The sequence below is a fragment of the Leifsonia sp. Y878 genome, assembly GCF_057669685.1.
Window position 1 is genome coordinate 143,191 of the sequence record NZ_JBYHFS010000002.1, and the last position, 12,160, is coordinate 155,350.

The 12,160-nt window shown below is 63.7% G+C and carries 10 protein-coding genes; 8 read left to right on the top strand and 2 right to left on the bottom strand.

Annotated elements, in window-relative coordinates:
• The first annotated feature begins 39 nt into the window (after positions 1-39).
• The 5 genes from AC25Y4_RS06980 (at position 40) to AC25Y4_RS07000 (ending at position 6,384) form a co-directional block, all read left to right on the top strand.
• A complete protein-coding gene (locus AC25Y4_RS06980; RefSeq protein ID WP_488119672.1) occupies positions 40-522 on the top strand; it encodes a PPOX class F420-dependent oxidoreductase in 483 nt (160 codons plus the stop codon).
• A gap of 191 nt (positions 523-713) precedes the next feature.
• Complete coding sequence (locus AC25Y4_RS06985; protein ID WP_488119673.1) at positions 714-2,033, top strand: ABC transporter substrate-binding protein; 1,320 nt, start codon at positions 714-716, stop codon at positions 2,031-2,033.
• A gap of 163 nt (positions 2,034-2,196) precedes the next feature.
• Complete coding sequence (locus tag AC25Y4_RS06990; RefSeq protein ID WP_488119674.1) at positions 2,197-3,330, top strand: carbohydrate ABC transporter permease; 1,134 nt, start codon at positions 2,197-2,199, stop codon at positions 3,328-3,330.
• Positions 3,327-4,301 carry a carbohydrate ABC transporter permease gene (locus tag AC25Y4_RS06995; protein ID WP_488119675.1) on the top strand — a complete coding sequence of 325 codons (975 nt, stop codon included), beginning with the start codon at positions 3,327-3,329 and terminating at the stop codon, positions 4,299-4,301. Before AC25Y4_RS06990 ends, AC25Y4_RS06995 begins: the two co-directional genes overlap by 4 nt.
• A 118-nt stretch (positions 4,302-4,419) precedes the next feature.
• Positions 4,420-6,384 (top strand): ABC transporter ATP-binding protein, encoded by a 1,965-nt coding sequence (locus tag AC25Y4_RS07000; RefSeq protein ID WP_488119676.1) that lies wholly within the window; start codon positions 4,420-4,422, stop codon positions 6,382-6,384.
• A gap of 8 nt (positions 6,385-6,392) precedes the next feature.
• On the opposite strand, the gene AC25Y4_RS07005 is transcribed toward AC25Y4_RS07000, so the two are convergent.
• Both AC25Y4_RS07005 and AC25Y4_RS07010 read right to left on the bottom strand, forming a co-directional pair.
• Complete coding sequence (locus tag AC25Y4_RS07005; RefSeq protein ID WP_488119677.1) at positions 6,393-7,067, bottom strand: DUF305 domain-containing protein; 675 nt, start codon at positions 7,065-7,067, stop codon at positions 6,393-6,395.
• Positions 7,045-7,731: a thioredoxin-like domain-containing protein gene (locus AC25Y4_RS07010; RefSeq protein ID WP_488119678.1), complete on the bottom strand. Its 687-nt coding sequence runs from the start codon at positions 7,729-7,731 to the stop codon at positions 7,045-7,047. Before AC25Y4_RS07010 ends, AC25Y4_RS07005 begins: the two co-directional genes overlap by 23 nt.
• A 181-nt stretch (positions 7,732-7,912) precedes the next feature.
• On the opposite strand from AC25Y4_RS07010, the gene AC25Y4_RS07015 reads away from it, so the two are divergent.
• From AC25Y4_RS07015 to AC25Y4_RS07025, 3 genes are all read left to right on the top strand, one after another.
• A complete protein-coding gene (locus tag AC25Y4_RS07015; RefSeq protein WP_488119679.1) occupies positions 7,913-9,277 on the top strand; it encodes a cystathionine beta-synthase in 1,365 nt (454 codons plus the stop codon).
• 61 nt (positions 9,278-9,338) lie between these two features.
• Positions 9,339-10,496 carry a cystathionine gamma-synthase gene (locus AC25Y4_RS07020; protein ID WP_488119680.1) on the top strand — a complete coding sequence of 386 codons (1,158 nt, stop codon included), beginning with the start codon at positions 9,339-9,341 and terminating at the stop codon, positions 10,494-10,496.
• Positions 10,497-10,642: 146 nt separating this feature from the next.
• Positions 10,643-11,998, top strand: a complete 1,356-nt coding sequence (locus AC25Y4_RS07025) for an APC family permease (RefSeq protein WP_488119681.1) — start codon at positions 10,643-10,645, stop codon at positions 11,996-11,998.
• Positions 11,999-12,160: the final 162 nt, after the last annotated feature.

Below are 12,160 nucleotides of genomic sequence, written 5' to 3' on the forward strand. Positions count from 1 at the left end.
TCGCGCTGCTCCGACCCACCGGTGCCCTAGCCTCGAATCATGGCTAGAAGCATCGCAACCAACACCAGCGTCGACCTCGAAAAACTTCTCGACTTCGTGCGCCCGCGGCACCGGATGCTGCTGGCCACCATGCGTGCAGACGGCCGGCCCCAGATGTCTCCTGTCGCCGGTGGCGTCGATGCCGCCGGACGGATCGTCATTTCGACGTACCCCGCGCGCGCCAAGGTGCGAAACCTTGAGCGCGACCCGCGGGCATCCGTCACCGTGTTCTCCGACGACTGGGACGGCGCCTGGGTGCAGGTCGACGGCGAGGCCGAGGTGCTTCATTTACCGGAGTCGGTCGACGGGCTTGTCGACTACTTTCGCTGCATTGCGGGGGAGCACCCCGATTGGGATGAGTACCGGGCCGCGATGGTGATTCAGGGCAAGTCTCTGATCAGGATCACGCCGACGCGCTGGGGTCCGATCGCCACGGGCGGCTTTCCGCCGGATGTCGCCGAACGGCTCGACGCGCCCCACTAGATGTGGCCGCAGGCTCACCAATGAGGGGCCAGAAGACATAACGATTTAGTATCAGAGAGCGCTTTCACGGGGCTTTGGTTGCTCCCGGTTCTATCCGCCCGTATCTTTGGTCTGTAAACGCTTGCTACGTAGCCGCTGCCCCCGGCAGTCGCCGTACGAGCGCTTTCTTTATCTCAACGAGGAGGAACCGAATGAGCGTGAAATTGCACCGTCGACTCATCATCCCGACCGCCGTCGCAGCAGTCATCGGACTCGCGCTCACCGGTTGCGGAAATGGCCCTGGCGCCACGACTGAAGAATCTGGCGCGGCAGGAGACGGTGAAGTCACCGTTTACGGCACGATTGCCGACACCGAGGCCGACCTGCTTGAGCAGTCATGGGCCCAGTGGGAAAAAGACAACAACATCGACATCAAGTACGAATCGTCGAAGGAATTCGAAGCGCAGATCGCGATTCGCGCCCAGGGCGGCAACGCTCCTGACCTCGCGATCTTCCCGCAGCCCGGCCTGCTGGCCGACCTCGCAACGCGTGGCTACCTGAAGCCGGCATCCGCTGATGTCGAAGCCAACGTCGATGAGGGCTGGTCGAAAGACTGGAAGGCCTACGGCACTGTCGACGGCACCTTCTACGGCGCACCGCTGATGGCCAGCGTCAAGGGCTTCGTCTGGTACTCCCCGAAGAACTTCGCTGAGTGGGGTGTAGAAGTTCCCCAGACCTGGGACGACCTGCTCGCCGTCACGAAGACCATCCAGGAGAAGACCGGCAAGGCGCCATGGTGCGCTGGCTTCGGCTCCGGCGATGCAACAGGCTGGCCGGGAACGGACTGGGTCGAAGACCTCGTCCTCCGTCAGTCAGGCGCTGAAACCTACGACAAGTGGGTGAAGAACGAGATTCCGTTCACCGATGCGGCCATCAAGGGCGCATTCGACTCCGTGGGCGAAATCCTGTTGAACCCGGCATACGTCAACGCCGGTTTCGGTGACGTCGCTTCCATCAACAGCACCGCATTCGGTGACGTTGCAACGCCGATCTCCGACGGAACCTGCGCGCTGACGCACCAGGCTTCGTTCTTCGACGGCTTCATCACGGATGCCGGCGGAGAAGTCGGCCCCGACGCTGACGTGTGGGCATTCATCACCCCCGGTGAAGAAGCCGGCGCATCAGCCGTCACCGGTGGTGGCGAAATCGTCGGTGCATTCTCCGACGATGCAGACACCCAGAAGGTTCAGGCCTACCTCTCGAGCGCTGACTGGGCTAACAGCCGCGTCGCTCTCGGTGGTGTGATCAGCGCCAACAAGGGTCTCGACGCGAAGAACGCCAAGAGCCCGATCCTGCAGCAGGCCATCACCATCCTGCAGGACCCGAAGACGACCTTCCGCTTTGACGCATCCGACCTCATGCCGGGTGCCGTAGGCGCAGGAACGTTCTGGAAGGGCATGGTCAACTGGACCAACGGAACACCGACGGACGAGGTGCTCACGAGCATCGAAGCCGGCTGGCCGTCCAGCTAACACGCGCTCGCGCAACAAAAAATCACAATGAACGTGGGCTGACTTCGCGCTGCGAAGCAGCCCACGTTTGATTACTGGTATAACGTGGCGATACCGATTATCGCCCTCGGGTTGATTGCTCTTACGGTCCGTTGAGTTCACTGCCGCACTCGAAAGGGTTCCAATGTCAGCATTCTTCGCCTGGCTCGGACAGATGCCGCCCCTGGTCCAGGTGCCCATCATCATCCTGGCCTTCGTGGTGGTCGTCGCCGCGATCCTCTTCTTCGTCGAGATAGCGCCGCGGTCCGGACGCCTGTACACCGGCATCCGCTTGGCTGTGTGCATTGCGGCTCCGGCCCTGGTGCTGATCCTGGTCGGTTCCTATGACTGGGCCGTCATCGTCGCGGCAGTTCTCGGTGGGCTGTTCTTCATTCTCGACTTCCGCTCACGCAAGGGAGCCGGCTACCTCTTCCAGCTGGTCGGTTTCCTCTCACCTGCCGTGCTGTTGCTGGCCATCGGGTTGGTCATCCCCACGATCCAGACCGCAGTTCAGGCCTTCCAGAACTCGCGCGGAACTGAATTCGTCGGTTTTGACAACTTCATCTGGGTGTTCACGCAGCCTGAGGCAATCCGCACGGTGGGCAACACCATCGTCTGGGTGCTCGTGGCGCCGCTTGTCTCCACCATCGCTGGGCTCGCATACGCCGTCTTCATTGACAAGAGCAGGGGCGAGAAGTACTTCAAGATCCTGGTCTTCATGCCGATGGCCATCTCGTTCGTTGGCGCATCCATCATCTGGCGCTTCGTCTACACCGCTCGCCCCGCAGACCAGAACCAGATCGGCCTGCTGAACCAGATCGTGGTGTGGCTGGGCGGAACCCCCGTCGACTTCCTCGCCGTTGAACCGTGGAACACCCTGTTCCTCATCGTCGTGCTGATCTGGGTTCAGACCGGATTCGCGATGGTCGTGCTGTCAGCGGCAATCAAGGGCGTCCCCGGTGAACAGCTGGAGGCCGCAGAGCTCGACGGCACCAACGGTTGGCAGCGCTTCGTCAACGTGATCGTGCCCGGCATCCGTGGCTCCCTCATCGTTGTGCTGACGACCATCTCGATCGCATCGCTGAAGGTCTTCGACATCGTTCGTACGATGACTGCCGGTTCCAACAACACCAGCGTCATCGCCAACGAGATGTACACCCAGTTCAAGAACTTCGAACAGGGTCGCTCAGCGGCATTCGCCGTTGTGCTGTTCCTCCTGGTGATGCCGATCGTGGTCTACAACGCCAGACAGATCAAAAAGCAGAGGGAGATCCGATGAGCGCCGTGCTGCCTATCGACCTGCCGGTCGATCCTGAAACCGAAGCGCAACTGCGGAACGGTGAGAAGAAGAGCGAACTCGGTGTCGCCAAGCGCACCAAGAAGCGACTGACCAGCCGTGGCGCCACTATCGCGGCTCTCCTCATCGCGATCGTGTGGACGATTCCGACGTTCGGCCTGTTCGTCTCGTCGTTCCGCCCTGCACAGCAGGTGCGCACTACCGGCTGGTGGACGATGTTCGCCAACTGGGGTGTCACCCTCGACAACTACACCGACGTCCTCGCAGCGGGCAACAGCCAGCTGAACCTGGCTGGCGCGTTCATCAACTCGATCGCGATCACGCTTCCCGCGACCATGCTCCCGCTGATCATCGCAAGCCTCGCCGCATACGCATTCGCCTGGATCGACTTCAGGGGCAAGGACATCCTGTTCATCGGGGTCTTCGCGTTGCAGATTGTGCCGCTGCAGATGGCCCTTGTGCCGCTGCTTCAGCTCTTCTCGCAGGGCACGATCTTCGGCTTCCCTGTCGTCGAATCCCTGAACGCTGGTGGCGGATACGCGCAGGTATGGATTGCGCACACCATGTTCGCTCTGCCGCTCGCCATCTTCCTGCTGTACAACTTCGTGTCAGAGATCCCCTCTGAGGTGATTGAGGCCGCACGAGTGGATGGCGCAGGCCACGGCCAGATCTTCTTCCGGATCATCCTGCCGCTGACCATGCCTGCACTGGCCTCGTTCGCGATCTTCCAGTTCCTGTGGGTGTGGAACGACCTGCTCGTCGCCCTGATCTTCGCCGACGGGGCTGTGGCTCCCATGACGAAGCTGCTCGCAGAGATCACGGGTAGCCGTGGCCAGGACTGGCACCTGCTCACAGCGGGCGCATTCATCTCGATCCTGGTTCCGTTGCTGGTGTTCTTCGCGCTTCAGCGGTTCTTCGTGCGCGGCCTGCTGGCCGGTTCCACGAAGGGATAACACGCTCCACCTGTATGGGTCGCCCGGTTTTGCTCGTGCTTCGGCATTTCGACGAGCACAGCTGGGCGGCCCATTACGTGTGTGCGGTCACGTCAGTCGCGGAGCTTAGAGTGAAACCATGAGCGGAATGCACGGCGGCGGAAGCCGCGGAGGTGGTGGCGGCGGCACAGGCGGAGGCCCTGCACGCCGAGCCGGTCGGATCAGCGGCGGCGACGCCAAGGCGCAGCGCGCGGAGAATGCCAAGGCGCCGCGCATCCCCAACCTGCTTGGCCGCATCTGGCAGCTGTTCGTGCCGTACAAACCGCAGCTGGTCGTCACCGTCATCCTGGTGCTGATCGGTGCGACGCTCTCGGTCATCCCGCCGCTCCTGACGCAGCGGGCATTCGACGACGGACTCTTCCCCGCCTCTGGCACACCCAACCTGTCGACCCTGGCCTGGCTCGTCGGGCTGATGATGGTGGTCTTCATCGCGTCGGCGCTGCTCGGCGTCTGGCAGACCTGGCTCACCGCAACGGTGGGCAACAAGGTTATGGGCGCGCTGCGCGTGAACCTGTTCACGCACCTGCAGGCCATGGAACTCAGCTTCTTCACCAAGACCAAGACCGGCGTCATCCAGTCACGCCTGCAGAACGACGTCGGCGGAGTGGCCAGCGTGCTGACCAACACGATCTCGAGCGTGCTCGGCAACACCGTCACGGTCATCGCCGCGTTCGTCGCCATGCTGCTGCTCAACTGGCAGCTGACCATCGTGGCCGTCATCCTGATGCCGATTCTGGTCATCGCGCAGCGCCGCGTCGGCCAGGTGCGGGCACGGATCGCCGCCAAGACGCAGGAATCGCTCTCAGACATGACGGCGATCACCCAGGAGACGCTGAGCGTGTCCGGCATCCTGCTGTCGAAGAGCTTCACCAGGCAGAAGACGGAGATCGGTCGCTACGCCGACGAGAACGCCAACCAGATTCGCCTGCAGGTCAGCCAGCAGATGAGTGGCCAGTGGTTCTTCGCCATGGTCAACATCTTCCTCGCCAGCATCCCCGCGATCGTCTACCTCGTCTCAGGACTGCTCATCACCAATGGGGCAACGGATGTCACGGCCGGCACCATCGTCGCCTTCACCACCGTGCAGGCCAGGCTCATGTTCCCGCTGCTCGGCTTGATGCGCGTCGCACTCGACCTGCAGACGTCGAGCGCGCTGTTCGCCCGCATCTTCGAGTACCTCGACCTGAAGCCCGCCATCAGCGACAAGCCGACGGCGATTCCGGTGCCAGAGGGAGGACCCGACTTTGGGCAGGTCGCATTCGACCACGTCTCGTTCGCGTACCCCGATGCGACGTCCGATGCCCGTCCGACGCTCGACGACGTGTCATTCACGATTGCGCCGGGGGAATTCGCGGCGTTCGTCGGCCCGTCTGGGGCAGGCAAGACCACCGTGTCATACCTGATCCCACGCTTCTACGAGGCATCTGGCGGCCGAGTGCTCTTCTCAGGGACCGACGTGCGCGACCTGAGCCAGGAGTCGCTGGTGTCCCACATCGGCATCGTGAGCCAGGAGACGTACCTGTTCCACGCGACCATCGCCGAAAACCTGCGGTACGCGAAACCGGATGCGACGGATGCTGAGCTCGAGACGGCCGCACGGGCCGCAAACATCCACGACACCATTGCCTCGTTCCCCGACACCTACAACACGGTGGTGGGGGAACGCGGCTACCGGCTCTCCGGCGGTGAGAAGCAGCGCATTGCGATCGCGCGGGTGCTGCTGAAGAACCCGGAGGTGCTGATCCTCGACGAGGCAACGAGCGCACTCGACGCCATTTCGGAGCGCGTCGTGCAGGCAGCACTCGACACGGCATCCAGGGGTCGAACCACCATCGCCATCGCACACCGGTTGTCGACGATCGTCTCTGCCGATGTCATCTTCGTGGTCGACGCAGGCCGCATTGTTGAGCACGGAACGCACGCGCAGCTGCTCGCCTTCGGGGGCGTATACGCGCGGCTGTACTCCCAGCAGGGGGCATCGCCGTCGCCGGTTGCCGTCAGCCCGTCACCGTTCGTTGACGGGCTTTCCGGCCCCGGCGAATAGCGGGAACGCTACGCGCGCTTGGCCAGCATGCTCTGCATCAGGTCGATCTCTGACTTCTGGCTCTGTACAACGGATGTCGCAAAGGCGACAACCACAGAATTCTCACTGCGATCCAGCACGGCATCCGCCATCTCAATCGCACCCTGGTGATGCGCGATCATCAGCGTGAGAAAGATGCGTTCTGCGTCGACGTCTGAGGCCGCCGTCAACTCTGCGATCTGGTCTGCGGTGGCCAGGCCAGGCATGGGATCGCCGGGGGCGTGACCGGCCCCGCCTGACGCGGTCGTGTGGTCGTGACCCGTCTCTGACGAGCCTGGACGCGTCATCCACGTCATCGATGGCTCGCTGGCAGCCTGGGAGAGGTTCCACTCGTTCAGCCAGCCGTACATCTGCCCAGACTGCTGCGACTGCGTGGTCGCGATGTCGTATGCGAGCAACCGGACGTCGGGGTCGTCGGTGCGGTCACGGATGATCATGGACAGTTCAACGCCCTGGTCGTGGTGCACCTGCATGTCCCTGGCGAATCCGGCCTCTGCGCTCGTCGCGGTCGGGGTTGGATCGTTGATGGTGCTGAGGCGACCGGCCGACCACGCGATTGCTCCCACAACGACCGCGGTGATGAGTGCGGTGATGAGGATCGCGAGGCGACCGGCGCCTGGCTTAGGAGACCTTTCCTGGGGCATTGAATGCGCCAGTGCAGGCAGAGCCGGGCTCTGGAACGTTGTTGCTCTTCCAGAACTCCTCAAGGAATTCCTGGATGCGGGGGTCGTCGGCAGATTCAACCTGCAGCTGCGAGTTCCAGCCGCTCAGCACGATGGGGGTTGGCAGGCCGTCGAACGGCGAGAGAACGATGTACGTCGACGGCAGTTTCGACTTCAGTGTCTTCAACTCGTCTGCGCCAAGCGCCGGGTCGTAGGTGACCCAGATGGCGCCGTGCTCAAGGGAGTGCACCGCGTTTTCACTCGGTACCTGCTCGGTGTAGACGCCGCAGTTCAGCCACATCGGGTTGTGTGCACCGCCGGCCGGGGGAGTCTGCGGGTATGTCACCGAGGTCTCGACGTGCTCAGAGGTGTTGGTAAACGTTTCAACGCCGTCGATCTCTGCGCCGGTGCCCCCTGCTGAGTAGCTGGCGGCCTGTGGGGTCAGCACGATGGAGGCGACCACGATCCCAACGATGGCGACGACCCCGACAGCGGTGGAGATGATGCCGATCTTGCGGTTGCGCTTGGTGCGCTTCTCCTGCAACCGGAATGCTTCAAGCTTCTTCTCGCGCTGAACCTGGCGCTGCTGCTTGATAGTGAGGTCTGGGGAGCCGGATTTCGATCCGGGGGGCGGGGCGGGGGTCACTGGATGGCCTCTCGTAGTTGTCCTTGTTCAATACGAACGCATGCGGGCACGCTTCGCTTCCTCCGGGCCTGCTCTCACAGATGCTTCACAGGATAGTTGAGAGTGGTATCAATGACATATCACAGCAGAAGATCTCATCGCGAGGTCTTGCGTGACAGCGACACTCAACGAAGGACTCTCTATGAAGATCGCCCAGTCTGTGCTCGACCTCATCGGCAACACTCCGCTGGTGAAACTCAACAAGGTCACGGAGGGTGTTTCCGCCACCGTGCTCGTGAAGCTGGAGTACTTGAACCCTGGTGGATCTTCGAAAGACCGCATCGCCACGCGCATCATCGATGCCGCTGAGCGCGACGGACTCCTGAAGCCCGGCGGAACCATCGTGGAACCGACATCGGGCAACACCGGAGTCGGCCTGGCGCTCGTCGCACAGCAGCGCGGCTACCACTGCATCTTCGTCTGCCCAGACAAGGTCGGGGAGGACAAACGCAATGTGCTGACAGCATACGGCGCCGAAGTTGTGGTGACCCCGACATCCGTTGCCCCTGACAGCCCTGAGTCGTACTACAGCGTCTCTGACCGCCTGGCCAGCGAGATTCCAGGGGCGTTCAAGCCGAACCAGTACGCCAACCCGAATGGCCCCCTCAGCCACTACGAGACGACCGGACCCGAGATCTGGCGCGACACAGACGGCACCGTCACCCACTTCGTCGCGGGCGTCGGCACCGGCGGCACCATCACCGGAACCGGCCGTTACCTGCGCGAGGTCTCGAACGACCGGGTGCAGATCATTGGCGCAGACCCTGAAGGCTCGGTGTACTCGGGCGGCACAGGGCGCCCGTACCTCGTTGAGGGTGTCGGCGAAGACTTCTGGCCGACCGCCTATGATCCGAGCGTCCCTCACGAGATCATCGCCGTGTCGGATGCCGACTCCTTCGCGATGACGCGCAGGCTCGCACTCGAAGAGGGCATCCTGGTCGGCGGCTCCAGTGGCATGGCCGTGGTGGCAGCCCTCCGCGCTGCCGAGAAACTGGGAGCGGATGACACCATCGTTGTGTTGCTGCCAGACGGGGGCCGCGGCTACCTCGGCAAGATCTTCAACGACGGCTGGATGCGCAGCTACGGCTTCACAAACGCGCCGGCCGGGCACACGGTCGGCGACCTGCTTGAGTCGAAGACCGGTACGTTGCCGCCCTTCGTCTACGTGCACCCGAGCGACACGGTGCGCGACGCGATCGAGACCATGACGTCGTCGAGCGTGTCGCAGCTGCTCGTGCTGGCGGCCAAGCCGCCCGTGGTGATGGGTGAAGTCGTCGGTGCGCTCAGCGAGGGACGCCTGATGGACCTGGTGTTCTCCGGTGAGGTCAAGCTCGCCGACAAGGTGACATCCGTCGTCGGAGATGCGCTGCCGCTGATCGGCGTCAACGAACCGGTCGCCACGGCTAGGGCAGCGTTCACCACGAGTGATGCATTGCTCGTGACGGATGGCGGCAAGCCGCTGGGCGTCATCACCCGCCATGACCTGCTCACCTACCTGAGCGCCTGACCAACACAGCGGTTGACACACAGACAGCTAGCCACACAGACAGACCAGAGCAAGGATCGCCATGACAGACTCACAGAACTTCGACACCGTTGCCATCCACGCCGGGCAGGCCTTTGACCCGACAACCGGCGCGGTCATCCCGCCCGTCTATCTCACCTCGACGTTCGTGCAAGACGGCATCGGCGGCCTGCGCGGCGGTTACGAATACACCAGGGGTGGCAACCCCACCCGTGACTCGCTGCAGACGCTGCTGGCCGCACTTGAGGGCGGCGAGATCGGACTGTCATTCGCGAGCGGGCTGGCCGCTGAAGACACCCTGCTGCGCGCCGCGCTTCTTCCGGGCGACCACATCGTGCTCGGCAACGATGTATACGGCGGCACCCACCGACTGATCGAGCGTGTGCACGGGCCGTGGGGTGTCCGCAACAGCACCGTCGAGATGAGTGACCTTGCTGCCGTCGAGGCGGCCATCATCCCCGGCGTGACGAAGCTGCTCTGGGTGGAGACGCCGAGCAACCCGCTCATGAAGATCAGCGACATTGCCGCGCTCGCCGAAATCGGACACCGTCACGGCGTCACCGTCGTCGTCGACAACACGTTCGCGTCACCGGCACTGCAGCAGCCGCTGGCACTCGGCGCCGACGTCGTCGTGCACTCGACGACCAAGTACCTTGGGGGGCACTCAGACGTGCTGGGCGGCGCGCTCATCTTCGGCCGCGACAACGAGCTGGCCCAGAAGGCCTCCTTCCTGCAGTTCGCTGCCGGTCCGGTGTCTGCGCCGCTCGATGCGTGGCTCACGACGCGCGGCATCAAGACGCTGTCGGTGCGGATGGATCGCCACTGCAGCAACGCGCAGGCCATCGCAGAGCATCTTGAGGGGAACCCCGCGCTCGATGGCGTGTACTACCCAGGCCTCGCTTCGCACCCCGGCCACGAGCTGGCTGCTGCCCAGATGAGCGGGTTCGGCGGCATGCTGTCGCTCGCGTTTGCCGGCGGTGCGACAGCAGCTCGGGCCTTCGCAGAATCGATGACGCTGTTCCAGCTGGCCGAGTCGCTCGGTGGGGTCGAATCACTCGTGAACTACCCAGCAGAGATGACGCACGCCTCCGTGCGCGGCACCGACCTCGAAGTGCCAGACAACATTGTGCGGCTCTCGGTGGGCATTGAGGACGTCACCGACCTCATCGCTGACATCGACGGGGCGCTGGCCCGGCTGTAGCTCCCTCCGTTGATTGAGGAGGCCGCCAGGCCGTCTCGAAATCACCGCGAGCCATCCAGGCACCCGTGCCCCAAAGTGGCAGTTTATGAACGAAGGATGTCAACTCTGCCATTTCGTCGTCGCTCGCCGGCCGACAGAATGGTGACATGAGCACAACCAAGACACCCCAATCGCGCGAGGGATCGCTCGCCTCACCCGTCGGCATCCGCAACCCAGCGGATGCCGCTGGCGCGCACACCGGATCCCTCGGGCTCGTCCAGGGCACAGCGCTGTACATCGCGGCGGTGCTCGGCACCGGCATCCTGGTGCTGCCGGGGCTTGCCGCCAGTGCGGCGGGGCCCGCGTCAATGGTTGCCGTGCTCGTGGTGTTCGTGCTCTCTATCCCGCTGGCCGGCACATTCGCTGCGCTGGCGGCGCGCTACCCAGACCCGGGCGGTGTTGCCAGCTACGTGCGCAAGGCGCTCGGCGAAACGTGGGCGCGGATGGCCGGGTACTGGTTCTTCTTCGGGGTGGGTGCAGGCGCGCCCGTCGTCGCGATGCTCGGCGCGGAGTACGTGGTGGCCATCGTCGGCGCAGACCGCTCTGTGGTGGTGTGGGTGGCGGTAGCCATCCTCGTCCCGCCCCTCGTGATCAACTTCCTCGGGGTGCGCGTCTCCGGCGTGGTGCAGCTGGTGCTCACCGGCGCACTGCTCTTCGTGGTGATCGGCGTCGTCGCCGTTGCTGCCCCAGCGGCAGAGCCCTCGAACTTCGAGCCGTTCCTGCCGAACGGCTGGGGCGGCGTCGGTACCGCTGTCAGCCTGTTCGTGTGGGCATTCGCCGGGTGGGAGATCGGCACCCACATCTCTGGGGAGTTCAAGAACCCTCGCCGCGTCATCCCGATCGCGACGGCGATCGCGCTGGTTGTTGTGGGCGTCGCGTACCTGGCCCTGCAGTGGGTGACCGTCGCGGTGCTGGGCGCTGGCGCGGGCGACGGCCAGGTTCCCCTGCTCGACCTGGTGTCGACATCCACTCTGGGTATCGGTCCTGTGCTGGTGGCTGTCATCGCCGCAATCGTCGCCCTCGGCGTGCTGAATGTCTATCTCGGCGCGTTTGCCAAGCTGGGCGCATCGCTCGGCCGCGATGGAGACCTGCCTCGCTGGATGTCGCGGGGCGTTGGCTCCGGCGAGGTTCCCCGGCGTGCGCTGGGAGTGGTCGCCGTCATCACTGCCATGTACTTCACGATGATGATGCTGAACGGGCAGGGGCTCACGCCGTTCATCCTCATTCACACGAGTTCGATGGTGGCGATCTATGTGCTCGGAATGATCGCAGCGGTGCGGCTGCTTGAGACGTGGTCATTTGGCTGGTGGCTCGCAGCATTGTCGGTTGTACTCACCATTGGGCTGCTGGTTCTTGCCGGGCCGAACCTGCTGGTGCCCGGCGTGCTCGCTGTGGCTGCCGTGATCGTCGCCGTCGTGAAGCGCGCGCGATCGGGCAGTGATGCACGCGTAGTCGCCGAGTAAACGGATACATGCCGCAGCGGGCATGCATGCCGCTGGGGCTGTGGCAAATGATCCCTCCGGGAATGTGACAGTCACATCCGATCCCACTCGTGCGCGTCTGCCATGCATAATTGACACGCGTTCACATTTGTGACCGTGCACATTGCAGCGGAATCTTCTCCT

Excerpts from the sequence above, each read along its gene's own strand:
- AC25Y4_RS06985 (WP_488119673.1), top strand. The coding sequence starts at position 714 with ATGAGCGTGAAATTGCACCGTCGACTCATCATCCCGACCGCCGTCGCA.
- AC25Y4_RS06980 (WP_488119672.1), top strand. The coding sequence starts at position 40 with ATGGCTAGAAGCATCGCAACCAACACCAGCGTCGACCTCGAAAAACTT.
- AC25Y4_RS07025 (WP_488119681.1), top strand. The coding sequence starts at position 10,643 with ATGAGCACAACCAAGACACCCCAATCGCGCGAGGGATCGCTCGCCTCA.
- AC25Y4_RS06990 (WP_488119674.1), top strand. The coding sequence starts at position 2,197 with ATGTCAGCATTCTTCGCCTGGCTCGGACAGATGCCGCCCCTGGTCCAG.
- AC25Y4_RS07015 (WP_488119679.1), top strand. The coding sequence starts at position 7,913 with ATGAAGATCGCCCAGTCTGTGCTCGACCTCATCGGCAACACTCCGCTG.
- AC25Y4_RS06995 (WP_488119675.1), top strand. The coding sequence starts at position 3,327 with ATGAGCGCCGTGCTGCCTATCGACCTGCCGGTCGATCCTGAAACCGAA.
- AC25Y4_RS07020 (WP_488119680.1), top strand. The coding sequence starts at position 9,339 with ATGACAGACTCACAGAACTTCGACACCGTTGCCATCCACGCCGGGCAG.
- AC25Y4_RS07005 (WP_488119677.1), bottom strand. The coding sequence starts at position 7,067 with ATGCCCCAGGAAAGGTCTCCTAAGCCAGGCGCCGGTCGCCTCGCGATC.
- AC25Y4_RS07000 (WP_488119676.1), top strand. The coding sequence starts at position 4,420 with ATGAGCGGAATGCACGGCGGCGGAAGCCGCGGAGGTGGTGGCGGCGGC.